Consider the following 22229-nt stretch of genomic DNA (forward strand, 5'->3'; position numbering starts at 1 on the left):
GCGCAGGGCGGAAGTCCCGTCTCCGGTGCGCATCGATGCCGAACCGCGCCCCCAAGGGCCTGATTCGTACGACGAACATCCACTGCCTGTGGATAACTTTCGGCACGCGCCGGGCAATGCGGGCATCCTGGCATTCGACCGGCGCAGTGGGACGAACTCCGCCGGCGTCACGGGGACGTACGGGGGGCTCGATGCATCCGATGGTGAAACCCGCGCTGCGGCGCGGCTGGCGGGATCTGCACACCGTGCAGTTCGGCATGGCGCCGGCGCACGCGATGGTGCTGGGCCCGCTGGACACGGCGACGGGGGGTTTTCTGGCTCTGCTCGACGGGACACGCGGACTGCCCCTGCTGCGCGACGAGGGCCGCCGCATGGGACTGCCCGAAGGCCGCGTCGACGGACTCGTGGAGCGGCTGTCCCGGTCCGGCCTGCTGGACGACGCGACGGGCGGCGGCCCGGCCGCCGACGCCCTGCGCGGAAAACCGGCGGAGCTGGACCGGTTGCGGCCGGACGCCGCCTCGCTCTCCCTCGTCGCCCCCGGGCCCGGCGAGGCCATGCGCCGGCTGGCGGCCCGCCGCTCCCTGCATGTGCAGGTGCGGGGTGCGGGCAGGGTCGGAACCGTCCTCGCCTCGGCGCTGGCGGGGGCGGGCGTGGGCCGGGTCGACGTACAGGACGGTGGCCGCGTCGAGCCGTGGGACGTGGCGCCGGGCGGGCTGCCCGTGGAGTCCGTCGGCGAGCGCCGGGAGGAGGCGGCCCAGCGCGCGGTGCGCGGAGCGGCACCCGGCCGCCCGCCTCGCCGCGGCGGTGCCCGGTCCGCCGCCGGACAGGACGGCCCGGGACTCTCCCTGGTGATCCTCGCGCCCCGGGACGGTCTCGCCGTCCACGCACCCGACCCGGCGGACTCCCGGCCGCTGATCGACTCCGGTACGCCGCATCTGTTCGCCGGGGTCGTGGAGGGCACGGGGGTCGTCGGCCCACTGGTCCTGCCCGGGGACACGGCGTGCGCGGGCTGTCTGGATCTCGGACGCGCCGACCGGGATCCGGCCTGGCCACGCCTGCTGGCGCAGTGGCGCTCCGGTCGGCAGCCCCCGGTGCCGGCGTGCGATCTGACGCTGGCGGTCACGGTCGCGGGGCTGGCCGCGGGGCACGCGACGGCCTTCCTCGACGGGGAGCTACCGTCGAGTGCGGGGGCTCGCTGGGAGATTTCGCCGCCAGGTCTCGACTGGCACGCCCGCCCGGTGTGGCAGCATCCCGCATGCCCCTGCGGGGCCGGGGAGAAAGCTGAGGGGGAGCAGACCTCGGACGACGAAGGGCCGCACGAGACAATGGTCGGGCAACAGCCGCATGCGGCACGGCTGTCCGGTACTTGGAGGGCGCATGTCTGATCTTCCCCGGAAGGCGGTCACCCGAACCGCCAAGCTCGCCGCGCTACCGCTCGGCTTCGCCGGGCGCGCGACCTGGGGGCTGGGCAAACGGATCGGCGGCAAGTCCGCGGAGCTCGTGGGCCGTGAACTGCAGCAACGCACCGCCGACCAGTTGTTCAAGGTCCTCGGCGAGCTCAAGGGCGGCGCGATGAAGTTCGGACAGGCCATGTCCGTCTTCGAGTCGGCGCTGCCCGAGGAGGTCGCCGGCCCGTACCGCGCGGCGCTCACGAAGCTCCAGGAGGCGGCCCCGCCGATGCCGACCCGCACGGTGCACGCCGTGCTGACGGAACGGCTCGGCGAGGACTGGCAGGACCTGTTCCTGGAGTTCCAGGACAAACCGGCCGCGGCGGCCTCCATCGGGCAGGTGCACCGGGCGGTCTGGCACGACGGCCGGGAGGTCGCGGTCAAGGTCCAGTACCCCGGGGCGGGCGAGGCCCTGCTGTCCGACCTGAACCAGCTGAGCCGTTTCGCCCGGCTGCTGGGACCGCTCGTTCCCGGCATGGACATCAAGCCGCTCATCGCGGAGATGCGCGACCGGGTGTCCGAGGAGCTCGACTACGGCCTGGAGGCCCAGGCCCAGCGGGCACACGCGGAGGAGTTCGCGGACGACCCGGACGTGCTCGTGCCCGCGGTGGTCCACCAGAGCGAGCAGGTGCTGGTGACGGAGTGGATCGACGGGACACCGCTGTCCGAGGTCATCACCGACGGCACGCAGGAGGAGCGGGACCGGGCAGGCCAGCTCCTGGCCCGCTTCCTCTTCTCCGGCCCGTCCCGCACGGGGCTGCTGCACGCCGACCCGCATCCGGGGAACTTCCGTCTCCTGCCGGACGCCCCCGACGGCTCCGAAGGCGCCGAAAGCTCCGGGGACAGGAGCCGCTGGCGACTGGGCGTCCTGGACTTCGGCACGGTGGACCGTCTGCCGGACGGCCTGCCGCCGACGATCGGCGCCTCGCTGCGCATGACCCTGGACGGCGAGGCGGAGGCCGTCCACGAACTGCTCCGGGAGGAGGGCTTCATCAAGGAGTCCATAGAACTGGACCCGGAGGCCGTCCTCGACTACCTGCTCCCCATCATCGAGCCGGCTCAGGTGGACGAGTTCACCTTCAGCCGGGGCTGGATGCGGAACCAGGCGGCCCGGATCGCCGACATCCGCTCCCCCGCGCACCAGCTGGGCAAGCAGCTCAACCTGCCTCCGGCGTATCTGCTGATCCACCGGGTGACCCTGAGCACGATCGGCGTGCTCTGTCAGCTGGGAGCGACGGTACGGCTGCGACAGGAACTGGAGGACTGGCTTCCAGGCTTCCTGCCGGACGCGGAGGACCTGGACGCGGAGGACCCGGGCGAGGAAGGCCCGGACGAGGAGGACTCCGCGGCCGGGGCGTGAGTCACGCACCGCGGGGGCCGGTCCGTTCGGACCGGCCCCCGCGATCGGCGACTGTCTCGGTGTGCCGACTGCACCTGTGCCTCCCGGCGACGGTGCACGCCTCCTACTGCATGACCGCCATGGCCAGAGCGCGGCGGGCGCGCAGCGACGCGCGCTCGGCGCGGCGCTGCATACGGCGGGCCACCACCAGGCGCATGGCCCGGCGTTCCAGCTCGGCCTCGTGGATCCGCGCGTGCATATGCGCACGCGCGAGGGCTTCTGGGATGAGTTGCATCTCGCGGGTCCTGTTCTGACGCGAGTCGTTCGCGCCGGTGGAGGTGAAGTCTGGGGTCGCGGAGCCGGTGGGCTCGCCGGTGGACGGCTTCATCGGGGCCTGTTTCCTGGGGTCGTGCGTCAGGGGGCGATCGATCGTTCCTGTGAGGTTCATGCCGCAACCGGGTTCTTGCGCGGGCGGCCACGCGGCCGCTTCCGGGCGACAACGACACCCTGGACGAAGAGCTCGCCGCCCCAGACGCCCCAGGGCTCACGCCGCTCCTTGGCGCCGGCGAGGCAGGCCTCGATCAGCGGGCAGGTGCGGCAGAGGGACTTGGCGTACTCGACATCGGCCGGGGACTCGGCGAAGAAGACTTCCGGGTCGTAGGAACGGCAGGGGACGGGTACGCCGAGGTTCTCGATGGCGTCGTCGAGCGCGGTCAGCGCAGTGAGCGGGGTCAAGGTGGAGTCCTCCGTGGAACCGGGCGGGGTGATCGTTTCGGAAGGCGGTACGGACGGGGCGTGCGCTTCGAGTTGCACGGCTGGTTTTCCTCGTCTGGTCGTGCCGGCCGGTTGGCCGGTTGGCGGCTGGTACCGGGGTTTTCTGTTGTCCCGAGGCCCCTTCGCTCCGCCGCCCCCGGTCGGGGACAAACAGAAGGGCCGCGGATCCCGGGTGGGGTTCCGCGGCCCTGAAGGCGCCGGCCTGATCGTCGATCAGGCTGGATCACTCCAGGGGTCAGGCCCACGGAAGGCCCACATCGTGTGGTGCGTCTGCTGGTGCGCTCCGGCACCGGTGGCCGCAAAGGCATAGGCCTGGGCCTGTGCCTCTACTGTTTCCAGTGCCTTCATCGGTCGCTCATTGCGCTCACGGACAGGGAGTGCCGCGAGAGACACGGAGGACGCCGGCCGGACGGCAGCGATGCCGGACAGACCGGTGCCCAGGTTCGAGAAGCCGGGCAGGCAGGCGGAGACGACCGAGCGATCGGTCATTTTGGCGGAGCTGGTGGTGATGCTGATCACTGGAATCGCCTCCTCTCGGCGTCTCTGGGACCGGGCGGGCCGGTCCTTCGGTTGTCGTCAAGTACAGCATGGAACCGGGGCCTTCGAGAAGGCCGCCGTTTCCGTGCTTTAGAACCTATGGGGATTGCCCGGGCATGCGCAAACTATTTTCTCGACGAGTTTGAATCATTCCTCGTCCTGGTCGGTCTCCAGCTCCTGACCTGCGCAGATGGCGAGTACGTCGGCTCCGTAGCGGTTGAGCTTGCGGGCGCGGACGCCCGGGATGCGGGCCAGCTCAACCGGAGTGGAAGGCACCGCTTCCGCGATGGCCATCAGCGTCTTGTCCGTGAAGACGCAGAAGTCGGGCTGTCCGCTGCGTTCGGCCTGGACCGCCCGCCACTCCCGCAGCCGTTCGTAGAGCCCTTCGTCCATGTCGGAGGGGCAGTCCTCGCAGCGCATCAGCTTCATCTCGCCGGCGTCGTTGAGGGTGCGGCCGCAGACCCGGCAGCGTGCGGGGGTGCGGCTGGTCCGGCGGACCACGCCGGGGGCACCGCCCTGCGCTCCGCGCTCGATGCCGCCCACGCCGCCGGGACCGGTCGTGCCCCGGCGGCCCGCGGTGGCCACGGAGCCGGGCCGCAGTCCGTCGAGGAACCGGCTGGGCCGCCGGTTGGGCCGGCCGCCGGGCGAGCGGGACTGCGACCAGGAGACACAGAGGTGCTCCCTGGCCCGGGTGACGCCGACGTAGAGGAGGCGGCGTTCCTCCTCTATCTGGTCGTCGGTCTTGGCGTAGGAGATCGGCATCATGCCTTCGGCGACGCCGACCAGGAAGACGACGTCCCACTCCAGGCCCTTGGCGGAGTGCAGGGAGGCGAGGGTGACGCCCTGGACGGTCGGGGCGTGCTGGGCCGCGGCGCGCTCCTGCAGTTCGGCCACGAGGTCGCCGAGGGTGGCGTCGGCCCTGGCGGCGGCGAAGTCCTGGGCCAGGTTCGCGAGGGCGGCGAGGGACTCCCAGCGCTCCCTGACCGCGCCGGAGCCCGCCGGTGGCTGGTGGGTCCAGCCGTCCCCGGAGAGGACGGCCCTTACCTGCGAGGGCAGGTCGGGGGCGTCGTCGAGGAGCGCGTCGTTGCCCCCGAAGCGGGCCGCCCCGCGCAGGGCGTGGATGGCCCGCTTGACCTCGGGCCGCTCGAAGAAGCGCTCGGCCCCGCGCAGCTGGTAGGGCACTGCGACGTCGGCGAGGGCCTGTTCGTAGATCTCGGACTGCGCGTTCGTACGGAAGAGGATCGCGATCTCGCTCGCGGGGGTGCCGGAGGCGATGAGGTCGCGGATACGGCGGGCGGCGCCCTCGGCCTCGGCGGGCTCGTCGGTGTACTCGGCGTAAGCCGGCTCGGGGCCCGCGGAGCGCTGGGAGATCAGTTCCAGCCGGTGGTCGGCCGCGCGGCCGCGGGCCTGGGCGAGCAGACCGTTGGCGAGGTGGACCACCTGCGGGGTGGAGCGGTAGTCGCGGACCAGTTTGACCACCGTGGCGCCGGGGTGGCGGGTGCGGAAGTCGAGGAGGTGGTCGGGGGTCGCGCCGGTGAACGAGTAGATGGTCTGGCTGGCGTCGCCGACGACGCAGAGGCTGTCGCGCTCGCCGAGCCACAGCTCCAGCAGACGTTGCTGCAGGGGGCTGACGTCCTGGTACTCGTCGACGACGAAGTGCTGGTACTGGGCGCGGACCGCTTCGGCGATGTCGTGCTGGTCCTGGAGGATGGCCACGGTCAGCAGCAGGACGTCCTCGAAGTCGATGACGCCGCGGGCGCGCTTGAGGTCCTCGTACGCGGAGTAGACCTGGGCGATCTCGGCGCGGTCGCGGGGCGCTTCCCGGCCGGCCTTGACCGCCGCCGCGGCGTAGTCGGCGGGGACGGTCTGGGTGACCTTGGACCATTCGATCTCGCCGGTGACGTCCCGCAGCTCGCCGCGGTCGAGGCGGATACGGCAGGCGGCCGCCGCGTCGGCGACGAGCTGGATCTTCCGGTCGACGATCCGGGGCAGGCTGCCACCGACGGCTTTCGGCCAGAAGTACTGGAGCTGGCGCAGGGCGGCGGAGTGGAAGGTGCGGGCCTGGACCCCGGAGGCGCCGAGCTGGCGGAGGCGGCCGCGCATCTCGCCCGCGGCCCGGTTGGTGAAGGTGACGGCGAGCACGCTGGAGGGCTGCAGGATCCCGGCCCGTACCCCGTAGGCGATGCGGTGGGTGATGGCGCGGGTCTTGCCCGTGCCGGCCCCCGCGAGCACGCACACCGGACCGTGCAGAGCGGTGGCGACTTCGCGCTGCTCGGGGTCGAGCCCTTCCAGGACCGCGTCGGCTCCGCTCGGTGCGGCCGAGTACGGGGAGCCGTGCGGGTCCTGTGGGAAGAGGGTGGAATGCGTTGCTGCTGTCACCCCGCCATGCTGCCAGGTCGTCGGAGGCGGGTGCGCCGGTTGTCCACAGGGGCACGCTTGCAGTCGTACTAATGCGACAGTCGTCAGGTGCCGCGCCGGGTCCGCGCCGGGTCCTTACCGGGTCCGCGCCGGATGCTCCCGCCGGGGCGTGTACGGGAATGGCGGCCCGGTCGCGTACGTTCCCCCCACAGCGAACGCGTACCTCCCCGCAGCGAAGGAGCACGAGAGACATGCCGGGCACCGTGACGATGTACAGCACCACGTGGTGTGGCTACTGCCGTCGGCTGAAGAGCCAGATGGACCGTGAGGGCATCACGTACGAGGAGGTCAACATCGAGCTGGACCCGGACTCCGCGGCGTTCGTGGAGAAGGCGAACGGCGGGAACCAGACGGTCCCCACCGTCCTCTTCCCGGACGGTTCGACGCTGACGAACCCTTCGCTCGCACAGGTCAAGCAGAAGATCGGCGCCTAGGGGGTACGGGCCCCGGGCGCCCGGCACCCGTCTCGGGCGGCCGGTGCCGGCCTCAGACGGCCGCTTTGCGCGTCGGCAGGGGCTTGCCGTACCAGAGTTCGATCAGACGGGCCGCGATCGAGATGCCGTACGGAGGCAGGACCTCCCCGGACTCGAAAGCGGCCCGCAGGTCTTCCCGGGAGAACCAGCGGGCCTCCTCGATCTCCTCGCCGTCGACGTTGATCTCCGCCGAGGTGGCGCGGGCCATGAAGCCCAGCATGAGGCTGGAGGGGAACGGCCAGGGCTGACTGGCGACGTACTCGACCGCGCCGACGGTGATCCCCGCCTCCTCGAAGACCTCGCGGCGGACCGACTGCTCGATGGACTCGCCCGGCTCGACGAAACCGGCGAGCGTGGAGAAGCGGCCCTCGGGCCAGTGCACCTGGCGGCCGAGCAGGATGCGGTCCTCGTTGTCCGTCACGGCCATGATCACCGCGGGGTCCGTACGCGGGTAGTGCTCGGCGCCGCAGGCCGGGCAGCGGCGGATGTGGCCGGCCGCGGCGATCACCGTGCGTTCACCGCAGCGGGAGCAGAAGCGGTGCAGCCGCTGCCAGTTCTCCAGGGCGACCGCGTGCACCATGAGTCCCGCGTCGCGCGGCGACAGGAGCAGGCCGGCCTCGCGCAGACCCGCCGCCCGCGCGGACTGGTCCATGCGGCCGGGGAGGCTGTCCTTCTGCAGGGCGAAGTAGCTGACGCCGTCGTCGTCGGTGCCCAGGAAGTACCGGTGCGCCTCGGTGAGGGGCGCTTCGAAGGACGGGGTCATGACGAGCTCGGTGGTGCCGTCGGGCGTCTCGTCGATGAGGACCTGGCCGCCGGAGACCACGAAGGCGCGGGTCGTGGGGTGGCTCCACGCCGCGGCGAGCCAGGCCTCGTCGAGCCGGTGGTGGGCGGCCCGGTCGATGCCGCTCGGGGCGGTGAGCGAGATGGGACGGTCGGCGGTGTGGTCGGTCCAGGTGGTCACGGGTGCTTCCAACTCCCCCGGTGAAACGGTTGTTTCGGCGGGCTGTTCAGCCGGATGTACGGCAGGACGGTGCGGCGGGGCTTCTTCAGTGGGCATCTCGCCGGTCCAGGGCCAGGTCGCCCCACAGGTAGGCGGTGGTTTCGACGCCCTTGAGCAGGAGGTCGAGCTCGACTTTCTCGTTCGGGGCGTGCCAGCCGTCGGACGGCACCGAGATGCCGAGGAACAGCACGGGGGCGGCCAGGACGTCCTGGAGGTCCGCGGCGGGCCCCGACCCCCCTTCGCGGGTGAAGCGGATCTCCTGCTCGAAGGCGCGGCCCATGGCGCGGACGACGGACTGCAGGGCCGGGTGGTCGAGCGGTGTCAGACACGGGCGGGTGGCCGCGCCGAAGGTGATCTCGTGGCGGATCCCGGCCGGCAGCTGCTCGGCGGCCCAGCTGCGGACGGCCTTCTCTATGTGCTCGGGGTCCTGTCCGGCGACGAGCCGGAAGGAGAGCTTCACCATGGCCGAGGACGGGATGATCGTCTTGCTGCCGGGGCCCTGGTAGCCGCCGCCGATGCCGTTGACCTCGGCGGTCGGGCGGGCCCAGACGCGCTCCAGGGTGGTGTGGCCGCTCTCTCCCAGGGTGGCCGTGGACCGGGCGGTGCTCAGCCACTGCTCCTCGTCGAAGGGCAGTTCGGCGAACAGCTCCCGCTCCCGCTCGGTGAGCTCGGTGACGCCTTCGTAGAAGCCGGGGACCGCCACGCGCGCGTGCTCGTCGTGCAGGGCGGCGACGAGGCGGGCGGCCGCGGTGGCCGGATTGGGTACGGCGCCGCCGAAGGAGCCGGAGTGGATGTCCTGGCCGGGCCCGTACAGCTGGATCTCGCACTCGGCGAGGCCGCGCATGCCGGTGCACACCGTGGGGGTGTCCTCGGACCACATGCCGGTGTCGGAGACGATCACCGCGTCGGCGGCCAGCCGGTCCCTGTGCGTCTCGACGAGGTCGCGGAAGTGCGGGGAGCCGGACTCCTCCTCGCCCTCGACGAGCAGCTTCAGGTGGACGGCGGGTGTGGTGCGGCCGGTGGCGGCGAGGTGGGCGCGGACGCCGAGTGTGTGGAAGAACACCTGTCCCTTGTCGTCGGCGGCCCCGCGCGCGTGCAGGCGGCCCTCGCGGACGACGGGCTCGAAGGGGTCGGTGTCCCAGCCGTCCTCGCGGGCGGCGGGCTGTACGTCGTGGTGGCCGTAGACGAGGACCGTGGGGGCCCGCGGGTCGTCGCAGGGCCATTCGGCGAAGACCGCGGGTGCGCCGGGGGTCGCCCAGACCTCGCAGGTCGGGAAGCCCGTCTCCCGCAGTTTGGCGGCGAGCCAGTCGGCGCTGCGCCGGACGTCCGCGGCGTGCTCGGGCTGGGCCGAGACCGACGGGATGCGCAGCCATTCGGCGAGGTCGTCGAGGAAGGCGGCGCGGTGCTGCTCGATGTACGCGCGGACGGCGCTGTCCGGAGTCTTGCTCATGGTCACGAGCCTAGCCGTCCACGCGCGTATGCCGGTCCGGTGGTTCGTCGCGGACCCCTTCGGACGGTTCCTCCAGGAGGAGGCGTTCCAGCGCGGCCCGGTCCGGCAGCGCCTCGGGGCGTACGACCTCGCCGCTGCGCACGTAGAGGAAGGCCGCCCGGACGGATTCCAGCGGGACGCCTTGCTGCTCGGCCCAGGCGAGCCGGTAGAGGGCCAGCTGGAGCGGATCGCCGGTGCGGGTGCGGCTGGTCTTCCAGTCGACGATCTCGTACGTCGTCGTGCCCTCCCCGTCGCCTCCCGCGTCGGGCTCTTCCTTGTAGACGGCGTCGATACGGCCCCGTACGACGCGTCCGGCGATAGCGAGCTGGAAGGGGACCTCGACCCGGTGGGGCGTGCGGTGGGCGTAGGGGGTGCGCTCGAAGGCGTTCTTCAGGGCCTCCAGGTCGCGTTCGTCGGCGATCTCGGCCTCGCTGCCGGGCAGGTCCTCCGGCTCCAGCATGGGGAGCGTCAGCTCCTCGAAGCGGGTTTCCACCCAGGCGTGGAAGCGGGTGCCGCGGCGGGCGGCCGGCTGGGGCGGGCGCGGCATGGGGCGGGCCAGTTCGGTCGCGAACCCGTCCGGGTCCTGGGCCAGGCGCAGCACCTGGGATGCGGTCAGGGAGGCCGGCAGGGGGACGTCCGTGACGCTCTCGCGGGCACGCAGCAGCTCTCCGGCGAGGGCGTCCAGGTCGCGGTCCCAGGAGGCGACGGTGCGGGCCTCCTCCGGGGTGAGCCGTGTGCGCCCGGGCGGGTGCGGGTGTGCGTCGGGGGCCGGAGCGGGGTGCGGTACCCGCGGGCGGTCCGGGGTCCACGCGTCCCAGTCGTCCGGGGTACCGGCTGTGGGATCACTCTCTTCGTAAGGAGGCTCGTCCTCCTCCGGTTCCGGCGGGAGCGGCCAGTCCGGGTCGTCGTAGGGGCCCGGGTCCCCGGCGGCCGACGGATGGGCCGTTTCGTGGGAGTGGACGGACTCGAGGTGGGCCAGCACCGTCCGGGCGGCCTCTTGGCGGCGGGCCATCGCCGTGTCGTCGAGCGGGAGCGGCCAGGCGTGGTCGCCGCCCGCCGCCAGCAGTGCGGGGTTCTCCTCGTCCTCCCCGGGTTCGTCCGCCCAGGCCTCGATCTCGCCGTACCCGGCCGCGCAGTGCCCGTACAGGGCGTGCAGGAAGTCCGAGGGGCCGCGGGGCTTCTTCTGCGAGGGGCCCCACCAGTGGCCGGAGCCGAGCAGCAGGGAGCGGGGGCGGGTGAAGGTGACGTAACCGAGGCGCAGTTCCTCGGTGTGCTGGTGGTCCTTCATGGCCTCGTGGAAGGCCTTCATGCCGCGGGAGTCCCAGGCGTCGATGTCGGGCAGGGTGTCGGCGTCGCCGCGCAATCCGTGCGGGAGGACCTTGCCCTGGGCGGTCCACTTCTCACGTCCCTGGCCGCTGGGGAACGTGCCGGTGACGAGCCCCGGGACCACGACGACGTCCCACTCCAGGCCCTTGGACTTGTGCGCGGTGAGCACCTTGACGGTGTTCTCGCCGCCCGGCAGCGCGTTGTCGAGGCCCTTCTCGTACTGGGCGGCGGTGCGCAGGAAGCCGAGGAACGCGAGGAGACTGGCCTCGCCCTCGTTGGCGGCGAAGGAGGCGGCGACGTCCAGGAAGTTGGACAGGGTCTCGCGGCGGCGGGCGGCCAGGGCATGCGGGGAGGCGGAGAGCTCCACCTCCAGGCCGGTGGTGGCCAGCACCCGGTGCAGGACGTCCATGAGCGGGTCGGCGAGGGAGCGGCGCAGGTCGCGCAGTTCGGTGGCGAGCCGCGCGAACCGTACGCGGGCGTCGGCCGAGAACGGCAGCCGGTCGTCGTCCCCGCCGCCGCCGAGCGGTGCCTCCAGGAAGGTGTCGAGCGCGTCCGCGAGGGAGATGACCTCGGCCGGGTCGACCCCCTCGACGGCCGCGGCGAGCCGCAGGTCCGGGTCGTCGTCGGCCCCCACGCGCGCGTGTGACACGAGCAGCCTGGCCCGGCGGCCCAGGAGGGCGAGGTCGCGGGGGCCGATGCGCCAGCGCGGGCCGGTGAGCAGCCGGACCAGTGAGGCGTTGGCGCCGGGGTCCTGGAGGACCTCGCAGACGGCGACCAGGTCGGCGACCTCGGGCAGGTGCAGCAGCCCGGCGAGACCCACGACCTCGACGGGGACGTCACGGGCGACGAGCGCGCTCTGGATCTCGGCGAAGTCGCCCGCGGTACGGCACAGGACGGCGATCTCACCGGGCGCCTTCCCGGTGCGTACGAGATGGGCGACGGAGTCGGCGAGCCAATCCATCTCCTCGGCGTGCGTGCGCAGCAGGGCGCAGCGCACCATGCCCTCGCGCTCGGCGCCGGGTGCCGGGCGCAGGGCCTCCACGCCCGCGTGCATGGCGCGCAGGGGCTCCGCCAGGTCGTTGGCGAGGTCGAGGAGGCGGCCGCCGCTGCGGCGGTTCTCGCTCAGCGACTGGCGGGCCGCGGGGCGGCCGTCGGCGTGCGCGAAGTGCTCGGGGAAGTCGTCGAGGTTGGCCACGGATGCGCCGCGCCAGCCGTAGATGGCCTGGCAGGGGTCTCCGACGGCGGTCACCGGGTGGCCCGTGCCGGCTCCGAACAGTCCGGCCAGCAGGATGCGCTGGGCCACGGACGTGTCCTGGTACTCGTCGAGGAGGACCACCCGGAACTCGTCGCGCAGGATGCCGCCGACCTCGGGACGGGTACGGGCCAGGGTCGCCGAGAGGGCGATCTGGTCACCGAAGTCGAGCAGGTCGCGCTCGCGTTTGGCCGTCCGGTAGCGGCTCACCAGCTCGGTCAGTTCACGCCGGGCGGCGGCCGCCTCGGGGACCTTGCGCAGTTCGGCGTTGGTGAGCTTGGCGCCCTCGAGGTCGCTCAGCAGCCGGGCGTCGTACGCGCGCAGCTCCTCGGGGCGTACGAGGTGTTCGGCGAGCTCGGAGTCGAGGGTCAGGAGGTCGCTGACCAGGTCGGGGAAGGAGCGGGTGAGCGCGGGATAGGGGCCCGGTGCCTCGCGCAGGACGCGTGCGGCGAGCTGGTAGCGCGTCGCGTCGGCGAGGAGGCGCGCGGTGGGTTCGAGCCCGATGCGCAGCCCGTGGTCGGTCAGCAGACGGCCGGCGAAGGCGTGGTACGTCGAGATCACCGGCTCGCCCGGCGGGTTGTCCGGGTCGATCGCGTCCGGGTCCGTCACCCCGGCCCTGACGAGGGCCTTGCGTACGCGCTCGGCGAGCTCGCCCGCCGCCTTGTTGGTGAAGGTCAGGCCGAGGACCTGCTCGGGGGCGACCTGCCCGGTGCCGACCAGCCACACCACGCGCGCGGCCATCACCGTCGTCTTGCCGCTGCCGGCTCCGGCCACGATCACCTGCGGGGCGGGTGGTGCGGTGATGCAGGCCGTCTGCTCCGGGGTGAACGGGATGCCCAGGAGTTCCTTGAGCTGCTCGGGATCGGAGATACGGGCTGGCACGTCAGAGAGGCTAGCCGTGCTCACTGACAGCCGGTGCCGATTCGGCGGCGGGGCCGGAGGATGCGCAGGTCAGCACGGGGGGTGCCATTTGTCACTCCTCGTACGCCGTATGCGCCCCACACGCCTCGTACGCCTCGCACGAGCCGCACGAGCCGTACGAGGAGTCGGCGTCCGAACGGCCGCCCCGGGATCACCCGGGTCACCGGGCCGCCGGTGCCGCGGCCGTCACTCGACGACGTGGCGTCCCTCCGGGCGGGCGCTGCACGAGGCCCGGAACGCGCAGTGCGTGCAGTGCTGGCCCGCCGACGGCGTGAACCGTTCGTCGAGGACCTTGCCCGCCGCCGTGGCGAGCAGGTCGCCGACCCACTCCCCCTCCAGCGGCTCCTGCGCCTGCACCTTGGGCAGGGTCTCGCCGCCGTCCTTCCTGGGGGCGCCCTGGCGGAGCTGGACGAGTTCGGCGCCGCCGGGGTCGGGGCGTTCGCCGCCGAAGACCTCGTCCACGGCACCCTCGCGGACGGCGAGCTGGTAGACGGCGAGCTGCGGGTGGTGAGCCACGTCGGCGGCGCTCGGTGCCTGTTTGCCGGTCTTGAAGTCGACCACGTAGGCGCGGCCGTCGGCGTCCCGTTCGACGCGGTCCATGGAGCCGCGGATGCGGACTTCGTAGGAGCCCGCTCCGAGGGTGACGTCGAAGTCGTGCTCGCTGGCCACCGGGGTCCGCGCGGCCCGGTCCATGACATGCCACTTCAGGAAGCGTTCGAGCGCCACGCGCGCGTGCTCCTTCTCCTGCGCCGACTTCCAGGGCGCGTCGAAGGCGAGCGCCTCCCACACGGAGTCGAGGCGCTCCATGAGGACGGCCAGGTCGGCGGGTGTCCGGCCGGAGGCGACCTCGTCGGCCAGGACGTGCACCACGTTGCCGAAGCCCTGGGCGACGGTCGCGGGGGCGTCGGCCTTGACCTCGCGGCCCAGGAACCACTGCAGGGTGCAGGTGTTGGCGAGCTGGTCGAGGGCGCTCCCGGAGAGCACGACGGGCTGGTCGCGGTCGCGCAGCGGCACCTTGCTCTCGGTCGGTTCGTACATGCCCCACCAGCGGTAGGGGTGCGCGGACGGCACCAGGGGGCGGCCGTCCTCGTCGCCGAGCGCGGCGAGCCTGCCGAGGCGGCGGGCCGCGGCCTCCCTGAGGGTGTCCGAGACGCGGGGGTCGACCGTCGTGGCCCGCAGTTCGGCGACGAGCGCCGCGACGGACAGGGGGCGGCGGGGGCGGCTCGTTATGTCCTTCGGTTCGACGCCGAGTTCGGTGAGGAAGCGGGAGGGCTGGTCGCCGTCGTCGGCGGGGGCCTTCACGGCGGTGACGACGAGGCGCTCACGCGCACGCGTGGCGGCCACGTAGAACAGGCGCCGTTCCTCGGTGAGGAGCGCCCCGGGGGTGAGCGGCTCCGCGAGGCCGTCGCGTCCGATGCGGTCGGCCTCCAGGAGGGAGCCGCGGCGGCGCAGGTCGGGCCATACGCCCTCCTGGACACCCGCGACGACGACGAGACGCCACTCCAGCCCCTTGGAGCGGTGCGCGGTCATCAGGCGGACGGCGTCGGGGCGTACGGCCCTGCGGGTGAGCGTGTCGGCGGCGATGTCCTGGGCGTCGACCTCCTCCAGGAAGTTGAGGGCGCCGCGGCCGCCGACGCGTTCCTCGGCGCGGGCCGCCGTCGCGAACAGCGCGCACACCGCGTCGAGGTCGCGGTCCGCGTTGCGCCCGGCCGCGCCGCCGCGGCGGGCGGCCCGCTCCAGGCGCTGCGGCCAGGGCGTGCCGTCCCACAGTTCCCAGAGCGCCTCCTCGGCCGTGCCGCCTCCGGCGAGGCGCTCCCGTGCCTTGCGCAGGAGGGCGCCCAGACGCTGCGCCCCGCGCGCGTACGAGGGGTCGTGGGCGACCAGCCGTTCCGGTTCGGCCAGTGCCCGTGCCAGCAGTTCGTCGGAGGGCGGTGGTACGTGGTTGCCCCCGGCGCGCTCCTCCTCGCGCAGGGCTCGGCCCAGGCGGCGCAGATCGGCGGCGTCCATGCCGGCGAGGGGGGACGCGAGGAGGGTGAGCGCGGTCTCGACGTCGAGCCACGGCCGCTCCGGGACGACGTGCCCCTCGGCGTCGACAACGGCCTCGGCCTCGGCCCCTGCTTCGGGCCCGGTGTCGGCACCGGTCCCGGCACCGGCACCGGCCTCGACAACGGCGGTCGGCTCGTCGGAGGGCCGGGTTCCGGCCTGATCGGCTATGGCTTCGTCACCCTCCGCCGCCTCTCCGACCCCGGGGCCGGGACCGGCCCCGGCCCCGGCCTCTGCGCCGGTCGGCGTCCGCTCCGGTGCCGTTTCCCCCAGCTCCGCCGCGGCCACGGCCCTGAGCGCCGTCAGCAGGGGTGTCACCGCCGGTTCGTGACGCAGGGGCAGGTCGTCGCCGTCGACGTCGAGGGGGACGCCGGCCGCGGTGAGCGTGCGGCGGACGGTCGGGATGGTGCGGGCGCCGGCCCGTACCAGGACGGCCATCTCGTGCCACGGAACGCCGTCCTCCAGGTGGGCCCGGCGCAGGATGTCCGCGATGTTGTCCAGCTCCGTACCGGGGGTCGGGTACGTATGGACCTCCACGCGACCGCCGTCCCGTACGGGAGTCAGTTCCCTGTGGGCGCGTACCTTCTCGGCCGGGAGGCGGGTCAGGGGCATGCGCCGGGTCAGCAGTCTGGTGGCGGCCAGCAGGTCCTCGCCCGAGCGGCGCGACGTCCGCAGGACCTCGACCGGCGCCGGGGTGCCGTCCACGCGCGGGAAAGTGTCCGGGAAGTCCAGGATGCCGTTCACGTCGGCGCCCCGGAACGCGTAGATCGACTGGTCGGGGTCGCCGAACGCCACCAGGGTGCGGCCGCCGCCCGCGAGCGCGTCCAGCAGCCGCGACTGCGACGGGTCGGTGTCCTGGTACTCGTCGACGAAGACCGCGTCGTACCGCGCGGCGAGCCGTTCGGCCACGCCGGGGCGGCGGGCGAGCAGTACCGCGCGGTGCACCAGTTCCGCGTAGTCGAGCACTCCCTGCATGTCGAGCACGTCGAGGTACTCGGCGAGGAAGGCGGAGGCCGCGAACCAGTCGGGGCGGCCTGTGCGCCTCGCGAAAGCCTGCAGGGTGTCGGGGCCGAGGCCCAGCTCACGACTGCGGGCGAGGACCGCGCGGACCTCGTCGGCGAAGCCGCGCGTCGTCAGGCAGGCGCGCAGTTCGTCCGGCCAGCGCACGTGGGCGAGACCGAGCCGCTCCAGGCCGGGCTGGCCGGCGAGCAGCTCCCGTACCGCCACGTCCTGTTCGGGGCCGGAGAGCAGCCGCATCGGCTCCACGAACAGATCGCTGTCCTGGTGGGCCCGGACCAGGGCGTAGCAGAAGGAGTGGAACGTGGTCGCCCGGGGCGCGCGGGCGGCCCCTATCCGCAGCGCCATGCGGTCGCGCAGTTCCACGGCGGCCTTGCGGCTGAACGTCAGCACCAGGACCCGCTCCGGGTCCGCGCCGGCTGTGATCCTGGCCGCCACGGACTCGACAAGCGTGGTCGTCTTGCCGGTCCCCGGACCTGCGAGGACGAGCAGCGGGCCGTCCCCGTGGTCAACCACCGCGCGCTGTGCCGCGTCCAGTACAGGGGGAGCCGTCCGGACCGGCGGGGTCCGCACCAGCCGGTAGGCGCCACGGGTCCCCTGCCGACCCTGGGGGTACGGCAGGCGCCTGGTGGAGGAAGAGGTGCTCACGTGGTTCGCCGGTCCTGGTGGGTGTGCTCGGACTTGTCACGGTCGGCGCGGAACGCCGTCGTTGCGGAATCGTGCTCGGACTGCGGGTGCGAGGACGGCCCGGGGCGGACGGTGACCGCGGGAGGGGCGGGATGAACGGGATGCGCGCCGTCGACGCTACGCCGGTGGGTACTGGGGAAGCGGCACTTCCTCGTGTTCCCTCCCGGCACCCGCGCCTCTCGCACCACGAACGTACGGCATCTCGCGGATGTGCCCGCATTCACCCGTACGGGCCATCTGTCCCCCTCCTGACGGTCCCGTGCCGGAAGCTGTCACGTGTGGCCCTCCGCGTGATCACCGCCGTCCCAGCGAGCCCGTTTCATGTCGATGCGCGGGAGATGGCCCTCGGAGGCCCTGCTCGCCTCCTTGAGGGGCGTGCCCTCGCTCCGGTAGTGCGCCAGCGCCTCCAGTTCGTGGCCGGGCAGCAGCGCTCCGTCCGCGCGGACGACCCGCCACCACGGCACGGCTCCTCCGTAGAGGGCCATCACCCGGCCGACCTGTCGCGGGCCGCCCTCCTCCAGCCACTCCGCGACGTCTCCGTACGTCATGACACACCCGGGCGGTATCCGCTCGGTGACATCGAGGACCCGCTCCGCGTACTCCGGAAGGGCGTTCGCCGGGAGGCTCTGCTCGCTCATCCGACCCATCCTGCCCCACCCCGCCGACAACGTGACGGGGCGGCGACCGTGTGTACTGCTCGCCCTCGAACAGCGCTTCGGGCAGACTGTGCGACCCCGCACTGCACCCTGATGCCCCTCCGTGTCGGCGGGGCATGCCACCATCGTGCGGGCGGTTACTGGTGATACGAGATCAAGAAGAGAAGATGAGACAGCAGGGTGTGCACCCCGAGGACGCGGAGGGCGCCTCTGAGGTCTCGTCGCGTCCCGACGCCGACGGCGGCCCGGACGACGGCCTCGCGAAGACGTCCGAAGCGTCCGAGACATCCATGACGTCCCGTGGTCCGGACACGTCCCGACAGCCGGACACGTCCCGGAAGAAGGACATGCGCAAGGAGAGCGGACCAGCACGGACCGTCGGCGTCGCTGGCGAGGCCCCGGCCGAAGGCGTCCCGGCCGAAGAGGTCGAGGGCGACGAACCGCTGCTCCCCGCGCGCGTGCACCGTCCTTCCGACCTGATGCGTCTCCTGGTGGGCGTGCTCGCGATCGCCGTACTGCTGTCGATCGCCGCGTTCGCCCACGGCACGACCTCGGGCCTGGCGCAGGACATCAACAAGGGCACCGACGAGGCGCCCGACCTGCTGATCAAGATCGCCGGGCTCGCGTCGAGCATCGCGATCCTCCTGGTGCCGGTCGCCTTCGCCATCGAGCGGCTGATCAAACGGGACGGGCTGCGGATCGCCGACGGCGTACTGGCCGCGGTCCTCGCCCACGGAGTGACGCTCGCCACCGACCTGTGGGTGGCCAGGGGCGCCCCCGACTCGATCCAGAAGGCACTGACCCAGCCCTCACCGGGCGACATCCACGCCCTGACCGATCCGGTGCACGGCTATCTCGCGCCGGTCATCGCCTACATGACGGCCGTCGGCATGTCGCGACGGCCGCGCTGGCGTGCGGTCCTGTGGGTCGTACTGATGCTCGACGCCTTCTCCATGCTGGTCACCGGCTACACGACCCCCTTCTCGATCGTCCTGACGGTGCTGATCGGCTGGAGCGTGGCGTACGGGACGCTGTACGCGGTCGGCTCGCCGAACGTCCGGCCCACGGGCCGGACCCTGATGGCGGGCCTGCGGCACGTCGGTTTCCATCCGGTGAGCGCGGCGCGGGACGAGGTTCCGGAGGCCGCGGACGGCGACCGCGGCCGCCGGTACTTCGTGACACTCCAGGACGGCCCTCCGCTGGACGTCACGGTGGTGGACAGGGAACAGCAGGCACAGGGATTCTTCTACCGCGTATGGCGCCGTATGACGCTGCGCGGCATCACCACCCGCCGCAGCCTCCAGTCGCTGCGCCAGGCCCTGGAGCAGGAAGCCCTCCTCGCCTACGCGGCCATCGCGGCCGGGGCCAACGCGCCGAAGCTGATCGCGACCTCCGAGCTCGGTCCGGACGCGGTGATGCTGATCTACGAGCACATCGGCGGGCGCACCCTGGACTCGCTGCCCGACGAGGACATCACCGACGACCTGCTGCGCGAGACCTGGCACCAGGTGCAGGCGCTGCAGTCGCGGCGCATCGCGCACCGCAGGCTGGCCGGTGACGCCGTTCTGGTGGATCGTTCCGGCACGGTGATCCTCACGGACCTGCGCAACGGCGAGATCGCGGCCGGTGAGCTGATGCTGCGCATGGATGTCGCGCAGTTGGTGACCACGCTCGGCCTGCGGGTCGGCGCGGAGCGCGCGGTGGCCTCAGCCGTCGGCGTGCTCGGCCCGGACGCGGTCGCCGACTGCCTGCCCATGCTGCAGCCGATCGCGCTCACGCGCTCCCACCGCGCGACGCTGCGGAAGCTGGCCCGGGAGCGCTCGGAACGTGAGCGCGAGGCCGTCCTGGAGGCCTCCAGGCAGACCAGACTGGCCCGCGCCGAGGAGCACGAGAACACCCCCGAGGAGGCCCGGCCGGTCCTCGAGAAGCCCGACAAGAAGTCCGTGCGCGCCGAGCAGCGGGCCGAGAAGCGGGCCATCGACGAGGCGCTGGACGAGGCCCGCGAGGAGGATCTGCTCACCCAGATCCGCCACCAGGTGCTGCTGATCAGACCGCAGGCACCGGTCGAGCCGGCCCGTCTGGAGCGCATCCGGCCGCGCACACTGATCAGCTTCATCGCCGGCGCGTTCGGCGCGTACTTCCTGTTGACGCAGCTCACGCACATCGAGTTCGGCACGCTCTTCGAGCAGGCCGAGTGGGGCTGGGTGGCGGCCGCCGCGCTCTTCTCGATGCTGAGCTACTTCGCGGCGGCCATGAGCCTGCTGGGCTTCGTGCCCGAGCGGGTGCCGTTCGTGCGGGCCGTGGCGGCGCAGGTCGCCGGCTCGTTCGTGAAGATCGTGGCGCCCGCGGCGGTGGGCGGTGTCGCCCTCAACACGCGGTTCCTGCAGCGCGCGGGGGTACGGCCGGGGCTCGCGGTGGCCAGTGTCGGCGCGTCGCAGCTGTTCGGACTCGGCTGCCACATCCTGATGCTGCTGTCGTTCGGATACCTGACGGGTACGGAGAAGACGCCTTCCCTGTCGCCGTCCCGGACGGTCATCGCGGGGCTGCTCACCGTCGCGGTGCTCGTCCTCGTGGTGACGTCGGTGCCGTTCCTGCGGAAATTCGTCGCCACGCGCGTGCGGTCGCTCTTCGCGGGTGTCATCCCCCGCATGCTGGACGTCCTCCAGCGGCCGCAGAAACTGATCACCGGCATCGGCGGCATGCTCCTGCTGACGGCCTGCTTCGTGATGTGCCTGGACGCGTCGATCCGGGCGTTCGGCAACGAGGACATGCCCGCGATCAGCATCGCCAGCGTGGCCGTCGTCTTCCTGGCCGGCAACGCGCTCGGCTCCGCGGCGCCCACCCCGGGCGGTGTAGGCGCGGTGGAGGCCACCCTGACGGTCGGTCTGATCGCGGTCGGGCTCCCCAAGGAGGTCGCGGCGCCCGCCGTGCTCCTGTACCGGCTCCTCACCCTGTGGCTGCCCGTGCTGCCGGGATGGCTGTTCTTCAACCACCTGACACGCAAGGGCGCGCTCTAGGGAGAGGATCCGGCCTCCCTGGTCCTCACCCGCGCGGCGGTCCTCACCCGCACGGCCCGCGCCCCGAGCGGCCGGTCCTGGGCGACCCCAGGATGGAAGCATGCCGAACCCTTCCCCGCTGCGTGCCACCGCTCTGACCGCCGCCGTCCTCGTACTGCTGTCGGCCCTCGCCGGCTGCGGCGACGGCGACTCCGAGGACAAGGACAGTAACGGGGACCTGTCGGCGCAGAAACTCAGCTGGAAGGACTGCCCGGAGCCGTCCGACGCCGAGGGCGGCGGTGACGCCCCGTCGCCGCTGCCGGACGGCGGCACCTGGAAATGCGCGACCCTGAAGGCACCCCTCGACTGGAACGAGCCCGAGGGGGACACCATCGGTCTCGCGCTGATCCGCGCCGAGGCGAGCGGCGCCGAGGACCGGCGCATCGGTTCGCTGCTCTTCAACTTCGGCGGTCCGGGCGGCTCGGGCGTGACCACGCTCCCCGCGTTCGGGCAGGACTACGAGCAACTGCGCACCCGCTACGACCTGGTCAGCTTCGATCCGCGCGGCGTTGGCCGCAGCGCCGGTGTGACATGCGAGGACGACGAACAGCTCGACGCGTACTTCCAGCAGGACGCCACCCCGGACGACGCCGCGGAGCAGCGGACCCTCCTGGCCGGCCTGAAGGAGTTCAACGAGGCCTGCGAGAAGAACTCCGGGAAGGTCCTGCCGCACGTCCGCACCACGGACGCGGCCCGGGACATGGACCTGATGCGCCAGGTCCTGGGCGACGACGAACTGCACTACTTCGGCATCTCGTACGGCACCGAACTGGGCGGCGTGTACGCCCACCTGTTCCCCGGCAAGGTGGGGCGGGCCGTGTTCGACGCGGTCGTGGACCCGACCCAGGACTCCGCGCAGGGGTCCCTGGGACAGGCCGAGGGCTTCCAGCTCGCGCTCGACAACTTCGCCGAGGACTGCGCCTCGAAACCGGACGAGTGCCCGCTCGGCGACGGCGCACAGGACGTCAAGGACCGGATCGCCGAGCTGCTCGAGGAGCTGGACCGCAAGCCGATCCCGGGCGTCTTCCCCCGCGAACTCACCCAGACCGCCGCGACCGGCGGCATCGCGCAGGCCCTGTACTCGAAGGAGTTCTGGGAGTACCTCACCGAGGGGCTCCAGCAGGCGTACGACGGCGACGGCAAGATTCTGATGCTGTTGTCCGACTCGATGAACGGGCGCGACCAGAACGGCCGGTACAGCAACATCAGTGCCGCCAACGTCTCCGTCAACTGCGCGGACGACAAGGCGCGCCCCACCGTCGACGACGTGCGCGCGAAGCTTCCGGAGTTCCGCGAAGCCTCGCCCGTCTTCGGTGACTATCTGGCCTGGGGCATGGTCGGCTGCACCGACTGGGCCGTGGCGGGCGCCGCCGACCGTCCCGACGTGAGCGCACCCGGCTCGGCGCCGATCCTCGTGGTCGGCAACACCGGCGATCCGGCGACCCCTTACGCGGGTGCCCGGAAGATGGCGGACGCGCTGGGCAAGGGGGTCGGTGTCGAGCTGACGTACAAGGGACAGGGGCACGGCGCGTACGACAGCGGGAACAAGTGCGTGCGGGACGCGGTGAACGGCTATCTGCTGGACGGCAGGGCCCCGTCGAGCGGCAAGGTCTGCGCATAGGCCAGGTCCCGTCGAGCGGCAAGGTCTGCGCATGGGCCAGGTCCCGTCGAGCGGCAGGGTCTGCGCGTGACACCCGGGCCGACGCGGGTGAAGTCTGCGGGCCCGCGCACCTCGAATCATCGAGCGCGACCCGCGAAGCCGCAGGTCAGATGGTTATCCACAGGGCTCCGCG

General features: G+C 72.5%; 14 protein-coding genes. 5 read left to right on the forward strand and 9 right to left on the reverse strand.

Annotated features, from left to right (window positions below; translation table 11 throughout):
* Positions 1-191 precede the first annotated feature (191 nt).
* Both QFZ75_RS13440 and QFZ75_RS13445 read left to right on the forward strand, forming a co-directional pair.
* A complete protein-coding gene (locus QFZ75_RS13440) occupies positions 192-1385 on the forward strand; it encodes a TOMM precursor leader peptide-binding protein (RefSeq protein ID WP_307536793.1) in 1194 nt (397 codons plus the stop codon).
* Positions 1378-2808, forward strand: a complete 1431-nt coding sequence (locus QFZ75_RS13445; RefSeq protein WP_307536794.1) for an AarF/ABC1/UbiB kinase family protein — start codon at positions 1378-1380, stop codon at positions 2806-2808. Before QFZ75_RS13440 ends, QFZ75_RS13445 begins: the two co-directional genes overlap by 8 nt.
* Before the next feature lie 103 nt (positions 2809-2911).
* Here QFZ75_RS13445 and QFZ75_RS13450 read toward each other — a convergent pair whose 3' ends face one another.
* From QFZ75_RS13450 to QFZ75_RS13465, 4 genes are all read right to left on the reverse strand, one after another.
* Entirely contained in the window at positions 2912-3235 is a 324-nt protein-coding gene (locus QFZ75_RS13450) for a hypothetical protein (RefSeq protein WP_307536796.1), read from the reverse strand.
* Positions 3232-3600, reverse strand: coding sequence for a WhiB family transcriptional regulator (locus QFZ75_RS13455; RefSeq protein ID WP_107020143.1), 369 nt, complete (start codon positions 3598-3600; stop codon positions 3232-3234). The genes QFZ75_RS13450 and QFZ75_RS13455 overlap by 4 nt, the downstream gene beginning before the upstream one ends.
* A gap of 174 nt (positions 3601-3774) precedes the next feature.
* Positions 3775-4080: a hypothetical protein gene (locus QFZ75_RS13460; protein ID WP_307536797.1), complete on the reverse strand. Its 306-nt coding sequence runs from the start codon at positions 4078-4080 to the stop codon at positions 3775-3777.
* Positions 4081-4245: 165 nt separating this feature from the next.
* Positions 4246-6477 (reverse strand): ATP-dependent DNA helicase UvrD2, encoded by a 2232-nt coding sequence (locus tag QFZ75_RS13465; protein ID WP_373465861.1) that lies wholly within the window; start codon positions 6475-6477, stop codon positions 4246-4248.
* 230 nt (positions 6478-6707) lie between these two features.
* Between QFZ75_RS13465 and QFZ75_RS13470 the strand changes: the two genes are divergently transcribed.
* Positions 6708-6950 (forward strand): mycoredoxin, encoded by a 243-nt coding sequence (locus QFZ75_RS13470; RefSeq protein ID WP_307536799.1) that lies wholly within the window; start codon positions 6708-6710, stop codon positions 6948-6950.
* Positions 6951-7002: 52 nt separating this feature from the next.
* Here the strand turns inward: QFZ75_RS13470 and nudC are convergent, their stop codons facing one another.
* From nudC to QFZ75_RS13495, 5 genes are all read right to left on the reverse strand, one after another.
* The gene (nudC, locus tag QFZ75_RS13475) at positions 7003-7950 is read right to left on the reverse strand and encodes an NAD(+) diphosphatase (RefSeq protein WP_307536801.1); all 948 of its coding nucleotides are present in this window, start codon (positions 7948-7950) and stop codon (positions 7003-7005) included.
* Positions 7951-8035: 85 nt separating this feature from the next.
* Positions 8036-9439 carry a dipeptidase gene (locus QFZ75_RS13480; RefSeq protein WP_307536803.1) on the reverse strand — a complete coding sequence of 468 codons (1404 nt, stop codon included), beginning with the start codon at positions 9437-9439 and terminating at the stop codon, positions 8036-8038.
* A 10-nt stretch (positions 9440-9449) separates the two neighbouring features.
* Positions 9450-12938 carry an ATP-dependent DNA helicase gene (locus QFZ75_RS13485; RefSeq protein ID WP_307536806.1) on the reverse strand — a complete coding sequence of 1163 codons (3489 nt, stop codon included), beginning with the start codon at positions 12936-12938 and terminating at the stop codon, positions 9450-9452.
* Between the two features lie 225 nt (positions 12939-13163).
* Positions 13164-16685, reverse strand: a complete 3522-nt coding sequence (locus QFZ75_RS13490) for an ATP-dependent DNA helicase (protein WP_307536808.1) — start codon at positions 16683-16685, stop codon at positions 13164-13166.
* A gap of 311 nt (positions 16686-16996) precedes the next feature.
* Entirely contained in the window at positions 16997-17362 is a 366-nt protein-coding gene (locus QFZ75_RS13495) for an MGMT family protein (protein WP_307536810.1), read from the reverse strand.
* Between the two features lie 185 nt (positions 17363-17547).
* Between QFZ75_RS13495 and QFZ75_RS13500 the strand changes: the two genes are divergently transcribed.
* Together QFZ75_RS13500 and QFZ75_RS13505 are read left to right on the forward strand one after the other, a co-directional pair.
* Positions 17548-20397, forward strand: coding sequence for a lysylphosphatidylglycerol synthase transmembrane domain-containing protein (locus tag QFZ75_RS13500; protein ID WP_307536812.1), 2850 nt, complete (start codon positions 17548-17550; stop codon positions 20395-20397).
* 100 nt (positions 20398-20497) lie between these two features.
* On the forward strand, positions 20498-22057 hold the full coding sequence (locus tag QFZ75_RS13505; protein WP_307536813.1) for an alpha/beta hydrolase: 1560 nt from the start codon (positions 20498-20500) through the stop codon (positions 22055-22057).
* The last annotated feature ends 172 nt before the right edge of the window (positions 22058-22229 follow it).

This window comes from Streptomyces sp. V3I8 (assembly GCF_030817535.1).
Taxonomy (GTDB): domain Bacteria; phylum Actinomycetota; class Actinomycetes; order Streptomycetales; family Streptomycetaceae; genus Streptomyces.